Genomic DNA, 21,476 nt, shown 5'->3' on the forward strand with positions numbered 1-21,476 from the left:
AAAAAATTGGGTGCGGCATGCACCTAGTCACTACCGCTATGTGGCTTATGCAAGTGTTCGCGGGGTGTGTCAATTAATGTCAATACCGGTGCGACCGTTTCGCGCAGATTTTTCCATTATCGTTATTGGGTGCCTAAAGCGTGATCACGGGTTTCCCTACGGCTGGGTAGCGTTGGCCACCCGCCCTTGCCCGATCTCGGCAGGCACGGCTTTTCTCGATGCGGGCCGTCTCTTTGAGGATTTGGGCGTTTCATCCTCGTCCCCTCGAGTTCCGCCTCGCTCGGCCCCGTTTGCGCCAGCTTCTTAACCAGGTTGCGCATGAGGTGAGCGTTTCGGCCGCCATGTCGGCCCGTGTCGCTCTTGTGATGACGAGTGGGCAAGGCCGCGCTTTTCGTGCAACCTCCTCGTAGAGGCGCGAGAGGTAAAGTTCGAGCCGCCGAGAATTTTTGTCATCAGCACCGCGGCGCAACATTTCGGCTCGCTTCATCTGACGACGGTAGAAAGCAAAGTTCAAGGTAGGTCGTAGTCCACCTCCCTGCCGGCCGAGTCTTTACGGCGATATCGGCGACAGGGGCGAGCGTCTGCTTCTGAGGCAGACGCCGAACAGCAGGCCGAGCCTTACACTGATTTTGGTGACATTGAGTTCGCCGACACCCCTGAGATGGAGCCTATCACGGGCGGGAAGCGCCTTGTGGCAGAACTCGACAAGCGGCGCTACGTTCTGGACGCCGGCGTTGCTGACAGGACATCGAGGCGCCCGAAGGTTTCGATTGCCTGCATCAGCCGCGTTCCACCTGCCTCTCACCCTGGCAACCATTTTTCGTCAATCGATCGATCCCGGACGCCATTGTTGGACTTCGCTGTGATCAAGATCCGCGGACCACTCTTGCTCCCTCGCGGGCGAACCGCGCTTTCCTTGCCGACCCCGCTCGCGGCTTCGGCGATCACCGCCACCTTGTCGATAAGCCGGCCACCGGCTCCCCGTCGCGCTGGTTCAACAAAATATCATTGTGAAAGTTCATGGTTTCTTCCTTTCCGATGGCGAGGCTCGGCTTCCGCGAGATAGTCGTGGACGACCTTCCCGAGCGCGAGCGTGAGATCGGCGACGAGGTGTACGGCCGAGACTACTTCCAGCACCGGCAGTTCGGCGACGGGGGCAAGCGCATGCGACCAGAGGTTCAGGGCTGCCGGGCCGGTCCAGGCGCCTCTCAGATCGATGTCCTCCAGGTGGTATTCCACGAGTTCGCAGATGCGCGGCGTGCCGTCGACATGCGGGATGATTTTGAGGAGGAAGTTCGGGTCGGCGAGCGAGGCCTTAACGCTCGCAAGGTCCGCGGCCCGGTGCTTGTAGCCCATCGTACCCGTCGCGACGCGGACCGGGCCGTAGTCCAGCGTGCCAACAAGCGTGTCCGTCTCTGTTCGGAGCGTTGGGCTGGCGAGCTTCTTGGGAAAGCCCCACAACTCGCGTCCGCCCGCTGTCGGCGGATGGTCGTCGAGAAACATGCAGTGGGTGTAGCTCCCCATGCGGCCGCAGAAGGAGACAGGGATGACCTGTCCGCTTTCCGTGTAGTCGCCGAAGCCCGTCGAGTCCGGCATGCGAATGAACTCGAATTTGACCAGAGGCTCGCACACCTGAAGCGGCTCCGGCACAAGGTCGCGCAGTTTTTGCGGATCGGTGCGATATGTGATGATCAGATACTCCCGGTTGCTGAAGCGATATGGGCCGGGTGGGTAGGCCGGGCTGGTCAGGGGCATGGCGAAAGCTCTCCCACGGACGGTATCTTGGTGCATGTTTGAAATTCCTTTGTGCTGGCTCAAGTGGGCTTAGATAGGTCTCGATGATGGCGGCGAGGCTCTCCGAGGTGCCTTCGTTAGCCTGGATGCATGGCGTGATCGCGCGTAGCCATTTTGCGCTGGGCAATTGCCTCGGGGCGCACTCATTGTATGGTCGCGGACGCGGTTCCATGGGTCCGGTTGTAGTCGAGAGGCAAGATTCGAGGTAAAGTGATTTTGTTCCTCATTTGAAGGCGCTGCTTCCCGTCTGCTCTCGTGGTAGGAGGAAGTGGAGTGGCGGCCAGCTCCGATTTCGACTCATGGCGGGGTTTGCGGATCAACGCGCACGCGCCATGCCAAATGAGAATCGTTCGAGGCAAAGCGATAGATCTTGCTCAGCTACGTTACGCCTCCGACGTTGTCGGACATCGGATAGCGCCGAACAGGACCGCTTGCGGATTGGGAGGACGTGTCTTTTGCGCAAGAGGACCTCCGCCCCTCAGGCAAATAGCTCCGACCGGGGCGCTATGCTTCACCACCGTCGGCCCGGGAAGTAACGCTCTTTATGCCGAGGTGTTCTCCCACTGGACGCCGCGCATTCGCCATCATGTGAAAGAGTTCTACTGCTCGACGACCAGAAATTCTCGACCAGCCGGGGCCATGCGGCTAGGGCAAGGAGGCTCTGGGCCCAAAGGCAGGTTGACGTCGTGCGTACCCATTCGGCGCTGGTACGCCCGCAAGGTGAGCTGGACGCGCTCCGCCGGGGGAACGAGACATTTCAAGGGATCTTGCGATATCCGTCGTGTTAGCCTCGCCGTCTTTACCGGTGTGGTTCGAGGCGCTAGTCAGCGTGACGCGCCTTGCATAGTGCCCGATCACCCGAGAACGCCTGTGATCCATCGCGAGGAAATACAGCGGACCTCATTTGCTGGCAGAACGCCTATCCGACCCAAGTACCTTCTAATGGCGGCTGGCTATCCTGCGGCGCAGATTACTGCAGTCGCGCTCGAACGTGGGCAGGTAGCGTCGCTCGACGCCTGGCTGCAGAAGTGGAGGCAGCGAAGGGCATCCGATACATTGGTGCAGCATTACGTGCTGTCGGGGCTCAACGCCGCGCTGATTGAGCCCAATGCCGCCGACTTGCCAGCCGCGTGGTGATTTATGTCCACGAGGCAAGGATCCACACGCGGCGGTGGCGGCACGAGGACCAAGCCGCCCCGCACTTTCGACCCGGCGCCAAAGTGCCACTGCTCGAGGACGCCGGCCAGTCTAATGACAGGCGAGCCATCCAAGCTCTCACCTGTCCTAAAGCGGCTGGCTCAAGAGGGCGAAACCCGACAGCGGCAGAAGACATGTCAGGTCCACGACAATCGGCCGTGTTTGGGCTCGTGGAGAATTTTCAAAGCATTCCCCGCCGCTTACCGGAGCTGAGAGGGGTTGGCACGCCCATTGCTGCTTGATGGGCGGCAACACTGTCAGAGGGCTGGATGCAAACGCGCAAGACGAGCGATGGCCTCCTGATCCGTGTGTTGCGATTCTGACAGAGAAACCAACTTACGCATAAAAGCCACGAAAGGTGTGGGTAGCTTTGGATAAGAACATCATGGAACTGCGTATGGGGTCCCCGGCTCCTCCGCTGAAAGTGGAGAACTGGCTGCGTGGCGAGCCCGTTACGAACTTTAAGCCCGGCAAGGTCTACCTCGTTGAATTTTGGGCGACTTGGTGCGGACCATGTGTGACGGCCATGCCGCATTTGGTTGAACTGCAGGAGAAACATGCAGACAGCGGATTTGAGATTATCGGAGTCGCAGCTGGCGAACGGGCTGCAACCGCGGACGAGGCACGTACTAAGGTGGATGCCTGGCTGACCGAGAAGTTCTCGAATCTGAATTATCGTATCGCGTTCGATTACACTGGCGAAATGAACAAGCTCTGGATGGATCCCAGCTCTTCGATCGGGATTCCCACCTCGTTCGTGGTCGACCGCGACGGCCACATCGCTTTTATCGGCCACCCGGCGGAACTCGATGACGTTTTGCCGCAAGTCCTTAACGACAGCTGGCGCAGCAGCTATGAAGCGAAAGCCGCCGATGCGAAGCGAATCGCGCGTAACCAAAGTATAGCGCGCGAAAGGTCACTGACCCGGCCGATATACGCCAAACTTAGGCCGGCGATGCAGGACGAGGATTGGACAGCGGCACTATTGGCCATCGAAGAAGGCCTCGCCGTGATGCCAGACTCTTTTCATTTTCGGGAGATTCATGCGGATCTTCTGCTTCACAAGCTGCGCGACATCAAAACCGGCTTGCCGCTTATGCGCCAATTGGTTGAGGACGCGATCGACAAAAAGTTCGAAGCGGTGTCTTGGATGGTCATGGCGCTGAACCAACTCTTCGATCCCACGATCGACAACTCCTATCTTCCGCATGATGATCGCTTTGCGATGGGCAACGAGCTCTCAGAACAGATCCTGGAACTTAATCCTCCGCAAGGCGACGGGCCTCTTAAATTCCATTGGTACATCCCGGTCGCTCAGTATTATTACGAGAGCGGCAACAAGGATCGCGCGATCGAGCTGATCGAGGTGGCAATCAAATCGCTGGACCACCCGGAGCCAATGCCGGACCACACCAAACAGCACTACCTCACCCCGTTGCTCCAAGCCCTGGCCAACTACACGGGTGAGCCCGCCTGTCACGCAGATATCTGTGTGGCTCCGCAAAACAAGGCTTTCGAAACTCAAAACGCAGTCACTTCCTGAGCAAAGATCGCGAAGGGGATGACAATTGGAATTGAACACTGGCCAATCCGCCCATCGAGGCTCGCTTCGCAGCAAGTATGTCGATGCAGCAAGGGCGGGCGGCTTGCGGCAGGTTGGATTTCAATTGCGTTGACCACCGGTCGGATCGCGGCGCAGACGATGTGCGCCGCGAATTCGCGCCGTAGGTCTCGCACTCGTGGACATGTCGAGGTCGGCCACGGGGCGCTCTTGGGTGGGGTTGGGCCGCCCAAGCCATTCGTCGGCCACGCAAGTGGGCCCGGAGTGGGCATCGCAGGAAAAGGAAATCGTCCCTCGAAGACGAAGACTGAAATGAGGAACAACGAAATGCCTCATGCACCGGTTGGCCCTGCTGTCAACAAGGACGAAGAAGCCCTTGCTCGCCCGTTCGTCAAATGCCTTCTGCGGCTGATCCGTACTCAGGATTCCTTCGGCTTATGGGAAGGCAATTCGGACGCCGAGCTGCTGGCCGAATTCATCATCACCAAGGAACAGCAATGTGCGACCCCTCTCATCGGCCATCCTGATTCGGACGCGCTGTGGAGGCTCGACATGTTTTACACCGCCGTGGCGCTTGCGATTGAGGAGCGCTCCGGCGTGTCGACGTCGCCGATAATTGGAATGAAACCCCTGGGGGCTTCCGGCGGTTGGTCGTTCTATCGAGACGTCCACCGGTTCGGCTTCGAGACTTTCCGCAAACTGGCTGAGGCCGGTACGAAACTGGTCGACGATGCGACTGCAGCCATTGAAGCCTAGCCCGAGATGGCGCGCATCAAGAAAACCATTGTTCCAGGAAGGATCTATGTCAGACCTAGATAAGATGAGGAAGAAAGTCCGAAAGCTCCAGTTGCGTGCAGCTATTGCCAAGATGGCATTGCAGGACCTTGTCGAGGGTCTGCCGAAAAAGTGGGCCGACATACAGGAAGTCGCCGAGAAAACCCACGCCGTTTATGCCGAGTTGGATGCTGCCAAGAGAGAACTCGCTTCAATGAAGAATTTAGGATGATGCGCACATTCACCACCCGTGACGGCTCCATTTGGATGCCGTTGTACCTGACCTTCATCGATAGCAAGACCTGCATTGGCTGCGGCCGTTGTTTCAAGGTCTGCTCGCGCGATGTGATGCATCTTCACGGCGTCGATGACGCGGGTGAAATCCTCGGCCCCTGCGATGACGAGGACGACGATTTCGACGGCGAGCTCAATCGCATGATCATGGTTGTTGACAATGCCGGCCGCTGCATCGGCTGCGGAGCCTGCGCCCGCGTCTGCCCCAAGAACTGCCAGACCCATGTTGCGGCCGACGAGCTCGCAGCATGATCAGGCCGAAAAACCAGGAGAACGGCGTTGCACTTCACATCCTTTTGTCGGCTCCTGGGGCTGGTCCTGTGCAGCAATGCTTTGATTGTTTACGTCGCTTTGGATTCGCTCCGTCTGGCAGTCGTCATGACGCTGGCCTGTTCGCTGCTGCTTCAGGCCTGCTACTTCGGCCGCGTGCTCTTTCTGATCTGGCAGTCCTCTAGCCGCGCTCGTGGAACTCGCCACAGGGGCCAGCATGCCGATAGTTACAGGAAAGCTCGGGTACCAGTCGTCTGACTCTGGATCAACTGCGGAATGCAGTTTCAGCTGTGTCCCGGTTTGGTCGAATGCCCAGCATGTGCTGCTGCTTTGATGCGCGGATGACAGGATCAGTGCTCAGACCCACACCAATTTTGGTCCCCTCTGATGACTGAGCTGATCGTATAGGGAATCTGTGTTCGGCTAACACGCGACCACATTCGGTTTGTCCTTAGGCCGTGAGATGCGGGTGGTTGGTCGATTAGGCACATAAGAGTCATCGCAGCACGCCGGATGCGGTGTGCTTGTCGCAATGACAAACTCGGTGCTGCACTACCGATGAACGACTTCTGCACCCGCTTCGAAAGACGGGTGTCTTTGATCACACATACCCTTGGGCTGACCGGTGCGTAGCCGGTTCAGGTACTTTTTTGCTGGAGATAGCATGCTGGAAAAATTCGAACGTTATCCGCTCACCTTTGGACCCACGCCGATCGAGAGGCTCGACCGCCTCGGCAAGCATCTGGGCGACAAGGTGGAAATCTACGTCAAACGCGAGGACTGCAACTCCGGTCTCGCGTTCGGCGGAAACAAGCTGCGCAAGCTCGAATACATTGTGCCCGACGCGATCGCGTCAGATGCCGATACGCTCGTCACAATCGGTGGCGTGCAGTCCAACCATACGCGCATGGTCGCTGCGGTCGCCGCCAAGATCGGCATGAAATGCCTCCTGGTCCAGGAGAGCTGGGTCCCACATGATGATGCCGTCTACGACCGGGTCGGCAATATCCTCTTGAGCCGCATCATGGGGGCAGAGGTGCGCCTGGTTGACGAGGGCTTTGACATCGGCATCCGCCGCAGCTGGGAAAAGGCACTTTATGAGGTCAAGGCAAGGGGCGGCAGGCCATACGCGATACCTGCCGGCGCCTCTGTCCACAAATACGGCGGCCTGGGCTATGTGGGGTTCGCTGAGGAGGTGCGTGCCCAGGAAGAGCAGCTTGGGTTTGCCTTCGACTATATCGTCGTCTGTACGGTGACTGGTTCAACCCACGGCGGCATGCTCGTCGGGTTCGCCAAGGATGGTCGACAGCGCAACGTGATCGGTATCGATGCCTCCGCCATGCCCGCCAAGACCAAGGCGCAGGTGCTTGGCATCGCCCGAAATACAGCGAAGCTCGTCCACCTCGGAGCGGAAATTGTCGAGGAAGACGTGGTGTTGTTCAAGGACTACGCGTACCCGGGTTATGGCGTTCCATCGGAGGAAACCAAAGAGGCAATCCGTCTGTGCGCGCGGCTCGAGGGCATGATTACCGATCCCGTTTACGAGGGCAAATCGATGCAAGGGATGATCGATCTCGTCCAGAGGGGCTTCTTTCCACAGGGATCGAGGGTCCTCTACGCACATCTAGGCGGCGCGCCGGCGATCAACGGGTACGGCTACACCTTTCGCAATGGCTGACGTTCGGCAGACTACGATTCCGCCGTCCTGCCGTACCGGACGTGCATAGCACTGTTCAGCGCTGGGCCGGAAAGGCCGAGGTCAATTTCGCGGACGTCGATGATCTGTAGAACTGTTCATTCGCTCCGCAGAGGGCCGGCGTATCCAATCTCTTCCTATGCCGTTGGCCGTAATCGAAAGACACGAGGCCGGCGAGTTCGTGCTCAGCTGCCACTCTGTTAGCAAAGGAACGGAATCCAATCCCCCGGAGCAGATGGCGAGAGTTAAACGAAGACTGCGCAGCTCTTGCGCTTCCGGGTCTCCGAGGGGACGACTTTGCGAACCGAAGGGAGTTTGATGCGTTGACGTGGCCGGCGTGCGGCAGGTTGGGCCAGCGACAGGGCTCCCAGCCGGCCGGGAAGCACCGCCCTCTTCAATGTGCGTTGACTTCGCTTCCTTTGGCGAAATGTGGGTAACGGCGAGGGCCGCACACTTCCCGGACCCAAATGACCGTCGAGATTCCCGCCCTTCTGGTGCGTTCGCCGTGAGGCGCGACAATTCGGTGCCCGCGTGTAACTGCGCGCATTCGCCGAAGCTTAGACGTGATGCATTCCCGCCCGCCCGCTTGGCGGACAGTTCCGGCCGTGCTGGTTTCGCCGGCCGTAACGCCCGCCGCTCTTCGGTAAGGCCTCACTGCCACACGCCTCTCCGGCAACGGCTCGGCGCATCGCGCAACCCGGTTGGCGCTCAGGCCAGGCCCTTCGCTAGTTCCAACGCCTGCCGTTCGAAGAGGCGGCGGTAAATGCCACCATCGAGATCGATCAGCGCGGCATGATCGCCGTCCTCCATGATGCGGCCACGATCGAAGACGAGCAGCCGATCGAGCGAGCGGACTGTCGACAGCCGGTGTGCGATGACGAGTGTGGTTCGACCCACCATCAACCGATCCACCGCTTGTTGAATGAGCACCTCGGATTCCGAATCGAGGCTCGATGTGGCCTCATCCAGGATAAGGATCGGCGCGTTCGCGAGGAAGGCGCGCGCGATCGCCACCCGCTGGCGCTCGCCGCCGGAGAGCTTCAAACCCCTTTCGCCGACCAATGTCCCATAGCCCTTCGGCAGGGGCGCGATGAAGTCGTGCGCACTGGCCAGCCGTGCCGCTTGCTCGATCTCGGCCTGGCTCGCGCCAGGCCGGCCATAGGCGATGTTCTCGGCAAGCGACCTGTGAAACAGGATAGGCTCCTGCTGCACGATCGCGATCTGCGAACGGAGCGACTCTTGGGTCACCTCGGAGACGTCCTGGCCGTCTATCAGGATCCGGCCGCCGCTCAGGTCATAGAGTCTCTGGATGAGCTTCACGAATGTTGTCTTGCCGGAACCGGAGGGCCCAACCAACCCAACCCTTTCGCCAGCCTCAATCGACAGCGAACATTCGCTATAGATCGGCAGGGGATGGTTGGCGTAGCGGAAGTGGACGTTCTGGAAATCGATGCGGCCCGTCGTGATCCGGATCGGCTTGGCCTCCGGACGATCCGCAACATCCAGCGGCTGATTGTGGATGGCCACCAGTTCTTCCATATCATTAACCGAGCGTTGCACGTTTCGGACATGCATGCCGGCATCACGCAGATAGCCCTGGAGGACGATGAAGGACGTGAGTACATAGGCTATCTCGCCAGGCGTTGCCTGTCCATGCGACCACAGAAGCAGGGCATATCCGATCACCGCCACCCTGAGCGCAACCAAAGTGACGCCTTGGGTTGAGCCAATGTTCGTCCCGCGCACCCAACTCCTGCGCGTGCGGTGCCGCCATTTGGTCATGATATTTGCAAGGCGCGCGTCTTCGCGGACCTCGGCGCCGAAGCCTTTGACCACAGCGTTGCAACTGACCGCGTCCGCAAGCGCGCCGCCGAGCTTTGTGTCCCATTGGTTGGCAAGGCTCGCCGCCGGCGCGACATAGCTGAGCGACAGCGAAATCGAAAACGCAAGATAGATCAGAGAGCCGCAAGCAAAGATCAGCCCCATGACCAGCCAGTGCCAGCCGAGCAGCGCCGTCGAACCTACCAAGATGATAAAGGACGGGAACAGCGCGACCAATATTGTGCTGTTTAGGGGGTCGAGCGCCCCCATGCCGCGCGTTATCTTGCGCACTGTCGAGCCGGCGAAGCTGTTCGCATGCCAGTCTGTCGAAAAGCGCTGGACATGATAGAACGCTTCGTTCGCGACATCGGACATCATCTTCAGCAAAAGGTCGTTCAGACCAATGAAGGCGATGTGGCGCATGGCAATGACCGCGAGCGCAAGCGCAATCGGTACAGAGAAGGCTGCAAGGGCCGAATGCCAGGCTGGTGCTGCCACAGCAGCGCCACCTGCAACAGCATCGATGAGACGACCTGAATAGACCGGCATCAGCACGTCAGCCAGCGTGGAGGCAAGCATCGCAGCCATGATGATCGCGAGCCGCACCGGCTGCCGGCTCCAGTGGCGGACAGTGAAGGCGAGTACGTCGCGACCAGTGGCGCCGCGTCCATGGACGGGGAAACGTTTCATAGTTTCCAAGCGGGCGCATCAACACGCTCGGTCCCAAAGAAGTTAAATGACAAAACTGGAATTTTCGACCTCCCCCACAACAGCATCAATTTTGGCGGGCAGCTCCTGGCGCCTCACGATGTGAGGTTCAAAAGTCGTGCCAACTGAGCGGAAAGAGCCTCAGAAGAACTTCTGCATGTTGCTCAACGCGTTAATGAGAGTCCGCCACGAAGCCGGCCGAACACGATTGTCACGGACTCGACAACCGGCGGTGGATGGACACAGAAATGCGGACATTGTCGACAGGATCTAAAGGGCTTCTCCGCACCGCGATCTTGCTTTAGGCGGAAACAAGCTGCGTAAGCTCGAATACGTCATTCCTGACGCGATCACGTCAGATGCCGACACACTTGTCTCCATCGGCGGCTGGCAGTCCAACCTGGATGGTGGCGGCGGTGGCCGCCAAGATCGGCATGAGATGTCTTCTGGTTCAGGAGAGCTGGGTTCCGCAAGGATGCGGACAACCACCGGGTCGGCGACATTTTCTCTTGAGCGCATCATGGGTACGCTTGGTATTACTTGAGGAGTAGGCGCACTCGCACTATGAATCCCGCGGAGGGAACGAAGGATGCCATCCGCGTGTGGCGCGGCTTGAGGGCATGATTGCGTATCCCGCCTACGAGGGCAAATGGGCATGATCAACTTCGTCTAGACAGGCTTCTTTCCAGAGGGATCGAATGTCCTTCGCGCGTCTCAGCGGGGGTGCCGACAATATATGGTTATCGCTGGCCCTTTGGCTATGGCTGACCCTCGACCCCAATTTGAGTCAGGGCCGACGAGGACGTGTCGGTAATTCGACAATCCCGACAGTCAGGTGAGCATTGGTAGAATGTTTCAGGCGTTACCATCACTTGGCACCGTGTTTGCGTATTCTCGTCGCGAGTTCAAAAATTCATTTGCCGTTGAAGAAAACATGCTCGAAAAGTTCGAAGGCTACCCGCTCACCTTACCAACCCCATCGAGAAGCCCGACCGTCTCGGCAAGTATCTCGGAGGCAAGGCGGAAACCTACGCCAAACGCGAGGACTGCAACTCAGGTCTCGCATTCGACGGAACAAGCTGCGCAAGCTTGAATACATCATCCCCGATGCGATCGCGTCAGATGCCGATACGCTCGTCACCGTCGGCGGCGTGCAGTCCTACCACACGCGCACGGTCGCCGCACTCGCCGCGAAGATCGGCATGAAATGTCTCCTGGTTCAGGAGAGCTGGGTCCCACATGAAGATGTTGTCTATGACCGGGTCGGCAACATTCTTTTGAGCCGAATCTTGGGCGCAGAGGTGCGCTTGGTCGACGAGGGCTTTGACATCGGCATCCGTCATAGTTGGGAAAGAGCGTTATGAGGTCGAGGCAAGAGGCGGCAGACCTTATGCGATACCAGCCGGGGCGTCTGTTCACCCGAACGGCGGCCTCGGCTAGCCCCCGACGTAGCTGTGTGACCATCTTTTGCGCTGCGCCTCGAGTGAGTGAAGAAGGCATCCGGATCTCGTCTCGATCTTTCCGCAAGACGGGCGAGACCTCCTGGAAGCCCCGCCTTCCGAAGGCGTCTTTTTCAGATTCGCGCTGCGAGAAGGTGGCAAGAGCCGTTTTCCGCGCCACAGTCCGTAAACTTGGGTTGCCGGCCGTCCCTACGAGAAATTTCCGGTGCGGAGCTGGCCTATTAGCCCTACCTGCAAGATGACGGCGACGTTGTAAATCGGCCGCCGGCTGAAGGTTTCCCCCTCAATGTCGGATACCCGACGGGATCACAAACCAGCTACCCATTGCCTTCATGATAATTTCCTTCTGGCACGTTCGATGCAGAGGATCTTCCGAACACATCAGCGGATGTCCTCTTATGATCAGGCTCACGGAAAAATGCTGTACCGCATTCGAGGTCGCGCCCTCGCTGATCCCGAGCCGGTCAAAGGCGACTACGTTGTCGTTTGCACTGTCACGGGTTCAACGCATGCCGGCATGATCGTCGGGTTCGCCGGGGACGGTCGACAGCGGAACATGATCGGTATCAATGCCTCTGCCAGTCCCGCAAAGACAAAGGCGCAGGTGCTTAGCATTGCCCAACATACAGCGATGCTTGTTGAGCTTGGAACGGAAATCGTTCAGGATGACGTGGTGTTGCTCGAGGACTACGCGTACCCGCGTTATGGCATTCCATCCGAGGAAACCAAGCGGGCGATCCGTTTGTGCGCGCGGCTCGAGGGCATGATTACCGATCCCGTTTATGAAGGCAATGCAAGGATGATCGACCTCGTCCAGAGAGGCTTCTTTCCAGAGGGTAGAGGGTCCTCTATGCCCGTCGCGGTGGCGCGCCCGCAATCAACGGTTATGGCTACACCTTTCGCAATGGCTGACGCGCCAGCTCGCGTTGCGCCGCCCTGCCGTGCCAGCGGTGCGCTCAAAGTTCGTTCGAGGCCACTTGGCCCACAGGTGCCAGCACTCTGAGGGGACCAGGCAGCCGGCCCGTGCATGGAGTCAGCTCCCCGCTCGGGCTGGGCTCATTGCGGATAATCTGTCAGCTATGTCCCTCAGGTTTGGGCCGCGCTCTTAGCGCTCGGAAGTGAGCGCCCATGGCTTTCGGCCCCCAAGCCTGGAAGATGCGTGGGCAAGGCCGCGCAGCGGATGTCGAGCTCGGCTGTGACGCGACCAACCTCGTCGCCGGAATGGCGGGGCTAAACGATCGCGGTGGACCAACAAGTATCAGCGTGCGCAACGCAAGCATTCGGCCAGGGCCGCGTGCTATGACGGCAACCCTGCGCCTATTGACCATATGCCAAGGTTGTCGATGCGGTCTTTGGTGAAGATGACGATAGGTTCTCTTAATTCTGATGGGGATTTTCGTCGTGGGCGCTCTGCAACCGTGTTCGGGGAGTAATCGATCGAGCATCGTGCGCAGTGCTATATTGCTCAGCTGAAGGGGGCGCCCTTGAAGATCGTACGTACGTCGTGCCCCCAACCAAAGTAGTGCAACAGATCCTTCAGGTAATTTAACAGACTCTTTGCGATCTGAATTCACTGACTATGATAGGTTCACTCCAATCTTTAACGCCAGGTGACCTAGCACCCCCAGGGAACTTGGAAGTATCCCAACTCAAAGCGAGCCCTGTTCGCATGACAGGGCTATTCTCGCTTAATGTACCTGACGGGGAGGTGATATGTCGATCCAAAACTCTGACCATCCTATCGACCTTTCAGCAAGCGGGGCGAGCATCTCGACTAGAGAACTCCTCGAAGCGGCCGCCGATGAATTTTGGAAGCCCTACATGGACCACCAGGCGTTCGACGGAGGAGATGCGGCTGAGATTGCTGTCGAGGACGGGGCGGGGCCAAGGGTTCATTCTAGCGGGGCTCTCTGTTGCGGCACATTCGGCGAGTTGCTGCAAGGCGAGTTGCCGGTAGGCTCATCTCGTCAGGACCCGCATTTCTTAATCACGATGCCCATAGCGCTTTTTGCGCGTGCCCATTTCATGCCGACAGCGGGTACGCGATCCGTAACCGTTTATCCGCTTCATAAAGTCAAAGCTAAACGGCTAGCAGAGAATCTCGTGGATGCACTCGGCACCTCAGGAGGAACCCTCGTTTTGCAATCTGAACTCTCCGAAGGCAAAGGGCTGGCCAGTTCATCAGCAGATCTTGTTGCAACGGCACGTTCAATCGCCTGCTGCTTTAAGCGTAGAGTCAGGACCTCGCTGATCGAGAAGCTAATGGCCGAGATCGAGCCATCGGACGGAGTGATGTATCCCGGCGTGGTCGCGTATCGACAGCGAGCTTGTAGCCTGCTGTCCTTCCTTGGGCAAATGCCGCCGCTTGCAATCGTTGGAGTCGACGAAGGCGGGACTGTCGAAACTGTCGACTATGATCAGCGGCGGGGTGATATCTCCGCCAGTCACAAAGCGGAATATCATCGACTACTCGATAGCGCGCGGATAGCAATTCCGCGGGCTGACACGGCCACGATAGGCAGAATAGCTACGGCCAGTGCACTCCTGCATCAGGAGCGGGCTCCAAAGGAGCATCTGAACGCGATGCTAAAAGCATCCGAGGCCACTGAGGCTCTCGGGGTAATAGTCGCGCACAGCGGCACGATGATTGGAATCCTACTTGATCGAAGGGCGGCGGACTTCCCACAGAAGCTTCAGTCCGTGCTCGCTGATGTATCGCGTTTCGACACCTCGCCAAAAATATACCTGACCATGACTGGCTGCCGATGAGGTAATAATATGGACGCTGTTAACAGACGCCTGCCATTTTCCGGATATTCTGAGGCATATGCTCTGCCAAGTATTATTAGATGTGAGACAAATCTATATCTTGCGCAGTTTGCTTTTATGAAGCTTCTCCCTGCGAAGTACATCATTGAGCAAGCGCTGGCTCGAGGGACGTTGAAGCAAGGGATGAAAGTTCTCGAGACTTCAAGCGGAACCTTCGCGCTGGGTTTGGCCGTAGTTTGTCGGGAACGTGGATTCCAGCTCGAAATCTTCACAGACCCAGTGATGGACAAAGGTCTGGAAAACAGGTTGAGCTCCCTGGGAGCCGAAGTCGTCACAGTAACGGAAAAAGCCAAGCAGGGCGGCTATCAAAGAAGCCGGCTAGACGCATTACATGCTAAGATGAGACAGTTGGGTGATTCCTGTTTCTGGCCCCGGCAATACGAAACACCGGACAACCCAGCAGCCTATAAGCTATTCGCCGATCAAATATCGGGGATGCTAGGCGCCAACATAACTTTGGTCGGTTCTGTGGGGTCAGGAGGCTCTACTTGCGGAACGATAGAGCGCCTCCGCCAAACAGCCCCTGGCGCGCGCCTGATCGGAGTTGACACCTTCAATAGTGTCATTTTTGGCCAACCGGATGGCGAACGGAAACTGCGGGGGCTGGGGAACAGTCTTGTCCCCAACAACGTGAAGCATGAACTGTTTGACGATGTCCATCTCATCTCGGCTCCGCTGGCATTTGCTGCAACCCATACCCTCCACGAGCAGCACGCCGTTTTCGCTGGTCCGACCTCCGGGGCGAGCTACATCGTTGGGCATTGGCACGCTCGGCAGTATCCAAGAGAAACCGTGGTCGTCATAGGTCCTGACGAAGGCCACCGCTACGCCGAAGCTGTTTATGACCACGAGTGGCTCAAGCAGAACGGATGTCTGCATGAAGGTGTCCTTCTGGACGCTCCGTCCAGCGAAGAGCATCCCTCGACCGCTCTCCCGCCATGGAACCGATATCGCTGGAATCGGAAAAGCCGGGAAGCTGTCCTAAATGTGCTGGAGGACGATTCATGAACCGAGGTAGCTTCCTTTTCGTGGAAAGCAATACGACGGGCACCGGCGAACTGTTGATGAAACGGGCCAGAGCCCTGGGCTTTGAGCCCTATCTCGTTACCCGCGATCCCGCTCGGTATGCGTTTCTTAAGGACACCGTCGCTCACGTTATCGAAGCTGAAACGCGCAGTCCGGACGAACTCGTCGGGGTCGCCACCAAATTGGGAAGGATGGCAGGAATATACTCGTCGTCGGAATATTTTGTTGAAGCAGCATCAAGTGCTGCGACGGCGATCGGGCTACCAACAGCGAATCCTGAGGCTATAGCTACCTGCCGAAACAAATGGAAACAAGCGGCCGAGCTACGGCGACAATCAATCGCGATCCCTGAAACGCGATTGGCTACTTCCGTCAGCGACGTGGAGAACATTCTTGCCCAAGCTACTCTGCCAGTAGTCGTGAAGCCGGTCTCCGGAAGCGGTAGTAGCGGCGTGAGATTATGCGATAGCACAGCAGCCACCATCAAGGCGTTTGAGAGCGCAAGGGGCGCATTACTCGACCAGGTAGGTCTGTGCAGCCCTGATGTCCTCATCCAGCAATATATAAGGGGTAAGGAATACTCCGCAGAGATAATTGCGAACGATGGAACCCTGCATTGCCTTGGAGTTCTTGCCAAGCACAAGGGCCCGCCTCCCTGCTTCGTTGAAGTGGGGCACGACTTCCCGCCCCCGCTTCCGGGGCACTCTCTCCAGGAATTGGCCTCTTTTGCCGTAAGCGCGGTATCGGCGCTCGGCCTGGAGTTCGGACCGGCTCATGTAGAGTTCGTGATAGCGGAGTCGGGCCCGGTCATCATTGAGGTCAATCCCAGAATGGCTGGAGGAATGATCCCAGTCATGCTGTCGCACGCTTTGGGTACGTCAATCCTGGACATGGTCATTAAACTCTATGCGGGAGAAGGGTTCACGCCTCCACGCGCGAGCGCAAGGGCGGGAGCCATCCGCTTCCGACTTGCTCCCACGTCCGGGAAGCTCAAACGCCTGGGCTTTTCTCGAAATCCAGACCAGACAGTGCCCGAGGCGAGGCTACTGAAATCTGAGGGAGACGAAGTTCAAATAAATGGCGACTTCAGGGACCGAGTAGCCTACGCTATAGGCGTCGCCGATGAACTCAACGCCGCTGCAGCGGCAGCTGAAGGGATGATCGACTCGCTTGTGATCGACATCGAGACGGGTGGTGGTGAATCGGACAACAAGCAGGACCCTGGGTCAAGCTATGCTAGGTGGACTCTGCATCCCGAAGCGATGAAGTTGCTCGCTCCGCCTATAGAAATCTCGCGCGATGGCCGCCTTCTGCGGCACCAGGCGGCCATAGACGAAGCACATCTGGTGATGCTTGCGGACCAGAGCCTGGTCAGCCAGGCAACCGCTGCCGATCTCCTGAAGCACATCTTGGACCTCCAGGACGAGGGCTTTCAGTCTTTGGAGGGCCGCGATGCTCCGCGTGGCCTCTACCTTGCCTACGAGGCAGAACTCGCCGCCAGAGCTGGCCCGGAAAAGGCTGGCTGGCTACACCTTGCCAGATCCCGCAACGACTTGAACGCGACCATTTCTCTCCTGGTCCTTCGGGAAGCTGCGTGTTCCATCTCCCAAGAAATAGGAATTGCACAAGATGCTCTGCTTCAGCGAGTCGAGGAAGCGTCGAGACTTGTGGCTCCGTTGTACAGTCAGTACCAGATTGCACTCCCCGGATCGCCAGGGCATTACCTGCTCGGGGTTTTCTTCGCTCTGGGGCGCGAGCGCCAGCGCCTCCATTGCCTGCTGGAGGACATCAGGAACTGCCCTATGGGAGCTGGTGCCGGCGGAGCCACCAGCATGCCTATAGATCCGTTGAAGACAGCAAATCTTCTGGGATTCGAACTGCCGTTATTCAACTCACTTGATGCGGTTGCAAGCCGTGACCATCACCTACAAGCGCTTTCACTCTTCGTTGGCGTTTCAACGCTACTTAGTCGTGTGGCCCAGGACCTGCAGGTTTGGACGACGCGGGAGTTCGCCCTCATCGACATTCCTCACAATCTTGCTGGCGGCTCTTCCATGCTCCCCCAAAAGAAGAACCCGTTTCTGCTTGAACACATTAAGGGATCGGCAAGCACCGTGCTTGGCGCTTACGTCGCTGCGGCGACAGCAGCCTGCAAATCGCCTTTCAGCAACTCGATTGAAACGAGCAACTACGGCTGCTCTACTCTGAGCCTTGCAGAGGAGGCCCTGAAGAAGGCAATCACCCTCACATCGCTCATTGTGAAATTCATGACTTTCAATGTGCAGTCTATGCGTGAAAATCTGGAGGACGGCTCACCGATGATGGTCGTCGCCGCCGAACGGATGGCGTCGCGAGGCGTTCCTTTCAGGAAGGCCCACACACTGGTTGGCGACATCGCCAAGCGCCTGTCTCAGGATAGTCCTGTGGCAGAGCGCCGAAGCGAGTTGGCCAGCCAGCTCGCTGGGGTGCTACCCGCAACTCTCGAGGAGTGCAGAGACGCTCTGCAGTTCGGGCGAGGACCCGGAATAAGATCAACCGACGACCAGCTTTCTGTAGCAAAGAAGATGTATGGCGAAATGCAGCTGAAAAGCGCGGAAATACGGGAACGCTGGGCGCACGCTGAGATACACCGCAAACAGAGGGTGAATGAGCTTATTGATGATCATCAGGCAACTTGAACGAGCGACATATGGACAGCGCTTAATCTTATAACAATCGGCAGATCAGTCCGCGGCTGGAGCGGCGCAGCGGCTGCAGCCTATGTATCCTATGGACCCAGCGACTACGCGGGACGATGCTCGGACTGATCGCAGTCTGCGGGATTGCTTTCATAGCCTACGGCCTTGAAGTAGTTTGCGCTTCTGTTGACGTAAAAAGGTCGACGAGCGCGCCGACGGTGTCCCACAGGGCTGCGATGGTCCGCTCGGCCGATGACGAAGTCGGCATGGGCGTGACGCGAGCCGCGCCGTCGTCCGTGCGGGTCGTGGTGTCGTCTCGCCCATCCGGGCTCTGCCGATCCAGCGGATCGCGCTAGATATCCCGACACCGAACGGAGCCGCTGCCTGCCGGGCCGATGCTTCTTTACCCGCAGCTTTCACGACACGTGACCGCAGATCCTCACCAAGTGCTCTCGCCATAGTCCACCTCCATAAAAGTGGACGTTGAATCAGCCAAAACGATTCGCGTCACATCACGATCGATTCATCGATCGCCGGACGTGCTTTAGTCTAGTCCTCCTCCATAAACGGCTGCTTTTGCGAGCGTTCAAGGTCGTTTCGCTGTCAATCTATGGTGTCTTTGCGGCACGTGATGTCGCGAGTCGGTGAAATCGCCGACCGAGAGCGTTTGCAACAGTCATGCGGGCGTAAGGTATCGGCCGGCGCTCGCCGGCATGCCATTGAGGACGGCCCGATCCGTGGGCTCAGCTGGGTGTGAGGCGGGCGAAGAGGGCGAGGTTGTAAGCGACCACCGAGGACCAGACGTAAGCCTTGAAGCGGGTTAGCCCGCCCCAGGTGCAGCAGGCCAGACCGTAAGCACGTTTTAGGCGAGAGATGTCGGCCTCGGTGCCTGGGCGGAAGTTCCTCAGCTTGCGGTAGACCCAGCGGCTCCTGACAATGTCTTCTACAGCGCTCGCGATCCTACCATGCTCCCGAAAGTTGCTTTCAAAATATGTGCGTTTATGGCTCATTGGGCCGGACACCAGCGCACGCAAAGCAGGATGATTGATTGATTAAGTTGGGGTCCCTTGCACATCGCAACCCTCCAAAATCGAGACGCTCCGTGCCACATGGCGGAAACCAAAATGTTGCAACGGATCCTTCAACTAAATTTATATATTCTTTACGACTGCAGGTCGCTCCCGATGATATCTTCACTGCGAACTCTGAGGTCAGGCGCGGATCAAACCTGATACCTGTTTACGCCTCAGACGGCCAGAACTCAACGGAGGGATAACCCTGGTGGCAAGAAGAGCGCTCATCCTAGTTGAAGGCCATAGGAGTATTGGTCTGCTATACGTCCAAGCGGCCCAGCGTCTTGGTCTTCATACAATTACCCTGTCGGCTGATCCAACTCAGTACGACTACCTTGCGGCGGAAGGCGTTGAGGCGATCCAAGTCGACACAGACGATCTCGATGCGCTGATCCACGAATGTTCCCGGCTAGGTGCGACCTATGATATTGCTGGCATTGCGGGCTTTACGGGCTCCGACGAGTCGGTCTGTGCGACAGTCGGCAAGCTCTGTCGGCATTTCGATCTACCGGGACCGAACCCCGCATCGATTGAAGGGTGCTACGACAAATTCACTCAACGTCAACTCCTCGAGAAGGCTGGCGTTCCAATACCTGCTTATCGCGTGGCGACGGATGCGGCGGGTGTGGAAAGCGCTGCCGCGGAGATCGGCCTGCCGGTGATTGTTAAGCCAGCCGTAGGCAGCGGCAGCAGCGGTGTTCGATTGTGTCGCAATGTCGACGAGTTAGCCGAGCATACCACCTATCTGTTGGGCGGGCAGCACATATGGCGAACGTCGCCGAAGATACTGGTCGAAGAATTCGCACAAGGACCATTCTATGGGGCTGACATAATGGGAAATGAAGTCATAGGGATTGAGGCGGGCGAGTTCGACCGCCCACCGCATTTCGTCTTCAGCCTTTTGACCTGCCCGGCGCCGCTGACTGATGACGAACAAAGGCGTATCGTTGATGTTTCGCTGAGCTGTTTGCGAGCTCTCGACCTAGGCTGGGGGCCAACGACTGTTGAACTCCGGTGGACCAAGCGTGGGCCAGTCGTCATTGAAGTCAATCCGCGTCTTGCGGGTGGGACCAGTCCTCGGCTGGTTCAGGCCGCTTACGGTATTGATCTCATTACCGAGCACATCAAGCTTGTGATTGGTGACGAATGGGACTTGCGCAGAAGGCATTTGCACATTGCAGCCGCGCAGTGCCTAAATGCTGATCGCGATGGCATCCTCGATTGGATTGATGGCGACAGTCGGGCGGCCGCTGTACCGGGTGTCGCCGAGGTGAAATTGTACATGCAACCGAAGACGCCGATCGTGAGGAAAGGCGACTATCGTGACCGCGTCGGACATGTCATCGCCGCTTCACCCAGCCGTGCCCGGACTGCGGCGATACTTGAGCGTGCCGTCCACTTAATTAGTTGGTCGATTGCACCTTTTCCGACCCCGGGCGAACAGGAACAATCTGCGGTCCCTTCCTCCCCCGCACCGGCGCACGCGGCGCCTGAGAAGAAATGATGTCGCCGAATACTGTGCAATTGAGAGCAGGAGAAAGACGCAGTTCGATGTTAATACCTTTAGCTGCCCGTGGAAAATCCCAATCAGGATGATTTTGGCCGAGCCCGTGGATTCTCGTGCGGCGAGCAGAGCAATCAGGGTGTGGTGCAGCAAAATCCTCAGCCAGTTGAGCATGTGGCGGAAGTTGTAGACGCTGGCTGTTAGCACGACATCGATGGGTCGCCGATTCTGTGGACGAGGTAAATTGCGGCCGAGCGGTGCTCGGCTTTCAGGTGTCCGATGACCAGCTCGGCGTCGGAGTTGGCCCCCGTTTTGCGGGGCAGGCCGCGATTATACGGCGAGCATTGGCGAATAGGCGGCGGTCGTGACTTTCGGCGGATCGCCCGCCTTGGCGTTCCTGGCGCCGCTGCTCGTCGATGCCGCTCGGCTTAAGCCTCGTCAGACTTCTCCGCCATACGGCGCTTTCGACTGGCTCATGATCGCGATGACGGCTGGCCAGCCTCCCGGTGATCCGGATGTTAGTCGTATTACTCATGAAGATTTCTACTTTTCAAGAGACGGAGCCTGCGGAGGACGACAAGATCGGGCTTTATCTGACCGACGATTGCGGTGACTGCTGGCTCCAGGTGCAGCGGAAAAGCGATCTGCATAGTCTCTGAAGACGTATTATCGAGGGATCGAGATGCAGAAGGAACTACGTTTTGAGCGGTCCGAGTTCGCGACACGCGTCACTGCGGTGAAGAAGGAAATGGAGAGGCGGGGCATAGACGTCCTCCTGCTTTCCGAGCCGG

Annotated in this window: 13 protein-coding genes and 6 pseudogenes; 14 read left to right on the forward strand and 5 right to left on the reverse strand. The window is 58.1% G+C overall.

Annotation, left to right across the window (positions count from 1 at the left end; genetic code table 11):
• Positions 1-1,005: 1,005 nt before the first annotated feature.
• Positions 1,006-1,791, reverse strand: a complete 786-nt coding sequence (locus EN885_RS29090; protein ID WP_029356505.1) for an acetoacetate decarboxylase — start codon at positions 1,789-1,791, stop codon at positions 1,006-1,008.
• Positions 1,792-2,736: 945 nt separating this feature from the next.
• Between EN885_RS29090 and EN885_RS29095 the strand changes: the two genes are divergently transcribed.
• From EN885_RS29095 to EN885_RS29125, 7 genes are all read left to right on the forward strand, one after another.
• The gene (locus EN885_RS29095) at positions 2,737-2,931 is read left to right on the forward strand and encodes a hypothetical protein (RefSeq protein WP_029356503.1); all 195 of its coding nucleotides are present in this window, start codon (positions 2,737-2,739) and stop codon (positions 2,929-2,931) included.
• 445 nt (positions 2,932-3,376) lie between these two features.
• Positions 3,377-4,534 carry a TlpA disulfide reductase family protein gene (locus tag EN885_RS29100; protein WP_128243741.1) on the forward strand — a complete coding sequence of 386 codons (1,158 nt, stop codon included), beginning with the start codon at positions 3,377-3,379 and terminating at the stop codon, positions 4,532-4,534.
• A gap of 330 nt (positions 4,535-4,864) precedes the next feature.
• Positions 4,865-5,308 carry a DUF269 domain-containing protein gene (locus EN885_RS29105; protein WP_245493164.1) on the forward strand — a complete coding sequence of 148 codons (444 nt, stop codon included), beginning with the start codon at positions 4,865-4,867 and terminating at the stop codon, positions 5,306-5,308.
• A gap of 46 nt (positions 5,309-5,354) precedes the next feature.
• Positions 5,355-5,558 carry a CCE_0567 family metalloprotein gene (locus EN885_RS29110; RefSeq protein ID WP_128243740.1) on the forward strand — a complete coding sequence of 68 codons (204 nt, stop codon included), beginning with the start codon at positions 5,355-5,357 and terminating at the stop codon, positions 5,556-5,558.
• Positions 5,555-5,872: a ferredoxin III, nif-specific gene (fdxB, locus tag EN885_RS29115; RefSeq protein WP_128243739.1), complete on the forward strand. Its 318-nt coding sequence runs from the start codon at positions 5,555-5,557 to the stop codon at positions 5,870-5,872. Before EN885_RS29110 ends, fdxB begins: the two co-directional genes overlap by 4 nt.
• 81 nt (positions 5,873-5,953) lie before the next feature.
• On the forward strand, positions 5,954-6,148 hold the full coding sequence (locus tag EN885_RS34385; RefSeq protein ID WP_281035170.1) for an exopolysaccharide production repressor protein: 195 nt from the start codon (positions 5,954-5,956) through the stop codon (positions 6,146-6,148).
• Between the two features lie 406 nt (positions 6,149-6,554).
• Positions 6,555-7,568, forward strand: coding sequence for a 1-aminocyclopropane-1-carboxylate deaminase (locus EN885_RS29125; protein WP_126063830.1), 1,014 nt, complete (start codon positions 6,555-6,557; stop codon positions 7,566-7,568).
• Positions 7,569-7,624: 56 nt separating this feature from the next.
• On the opposite strand, the pseudogene EN885_RS34390 reads toward EN885_RS29125, so the two are convergent.
• A pseudogene (locus EN885_RS34390) lies at positions 7,625-7,850 on the reverse strand (7-cyano-7-deazaguanine synthase); the annotation flags it as partial.
• Positions 7,851-8,294: 444 nt separating this feature from the next.
• Positions 8,295-10,097 (reverse strand): ABC transporter ATP-binding protein, encoded by a 1,803-nt coding sequence (locus EN885_RS29130; protein ID WP_128243737.1) that lies wholly within the window; start codon positions 10,095-10,097, stop codon positions 8,295-8,297.
• Between the two features lie 313 nt (positions 10,098-10,410).
• Between EN885_RS29130 and EN885_RS29135 the strand changes: the two are divergent.
• From EN885_RS29135 to EN885_RS29160, 6 genes and pseudogenes are all read left to right on the forward strand, one after another.
• Positions 10,411-10,585 (forward strand): annotated as a pseudogene (locus EN885_RS29135) (aminocyclopropane-1-carboxylate deaminase/D-cysteine desulfhydrase family protein); the annotation flags it as partial.
• Positions 10,586-11,049: 464 nt separating this feature from the next.
• Positions 11,050-11,552: pseudogene (locus EN885_RS29140) on the forward strand (pyridoxal-phosphate dependent enzyme); the annotation flags it as partial.
• 495 nt (positions 11,553-12,047) lie between these two features.
• Positions 12,048-12,487: pseudogene (locus EN885_RS29145) on the forward strand (pyridoxal-phosphate dependent enzyme); the annotation flags it as partial.
• A gap of 801 nt (positions 12,488-13,288) precedes the next feature.
• Positions 13,289-14,344 (forward strand): hypothetical protein, encoded by a 1,056-nt coding sequence (locus tag EN885_RS29150; RefSeq protein WP_126063832.1) that lies wholly within the window; start codon positions 13,289-13,291, stop codon positions 14,342-14,344.
• A gap of 9 nt (positions 14,345-14,353) precedes the next feature.
• On the forward strand, positions 14,354-15,412 hold the full coding sequence (locus tag EN885_RS29155; protein WP_126063833.1) for a cysteine synthase family protein: 1,059 nt from the start codon (positions 14,354-14,356) through the stop codon (positions 15,410-15,412).
• Positions 15,409-18,108, forward strand: a complete 2,700-nt coding sequence (locus EN885_RS29160; RefSeq protein WP_128335241.1) for a lyase family protein — start codon at positions 15,409-15,411, stop codon at positions 18,106-18,108. The genes EN885_RS29155 and EN885_RS29160 overlap by 4 nt, the downstream gene beginning before the upstream one ends.
• Before the next feature lie 339 nt (positions 18,109-18,447).
• Here the strand turns inward: EN885_RS29160 and EN885_RS29165 are convergent.
• Both EN885_RS29165 and EN885_RS29170 read right to left on the reverse strand, forming a co-directional pair.
• Positions 18,448-18,567 (reverse strand): annotated as a pseudogene (locus tag EN885_RS29165) (IS630 family transposase); the annotation flags it as partial.
• 284 nt (positions 18,568-18,851) lie between these two features.
• Positions 18,852-19,055, reverse strand: a pseudogene (locus tag EN885_RS29170) (ISNCY family transposase); the annotation flags it as partial.
• 334 nt (positions 19,056-19,389) lie between these two features.
• Here EN885_RS29170 and EN885_RS29175 point away from each other — a divergent pair.
• Positions 19,390-20,685, forward strand: coding sequence for an acetyl-CoA carboxylase biotin carboxylase subunit family protein (locus EN885_RS29175; RefSeq protein WP_126063834.1), 1,296 nt, complete (start codon positions 19,390-19,392; stop codon positions 20,683-20,685).
• The last annotated feature ends 791 nt before the right edge of the window (positions 20,686-21,476 follow it).

The sequence above is a fragment of the Mesorhizobium sp. M6A.T.Cr.TU.014.01.1.1 genome (assembly GCF_004022765.1).
GTDB lineage: Bacteria > Pseudomonadota > Alphaproteobacteria > Rhizobiales > Rhizobiaceae > Mesorhizobium > Mesorhizobium mediterraneum.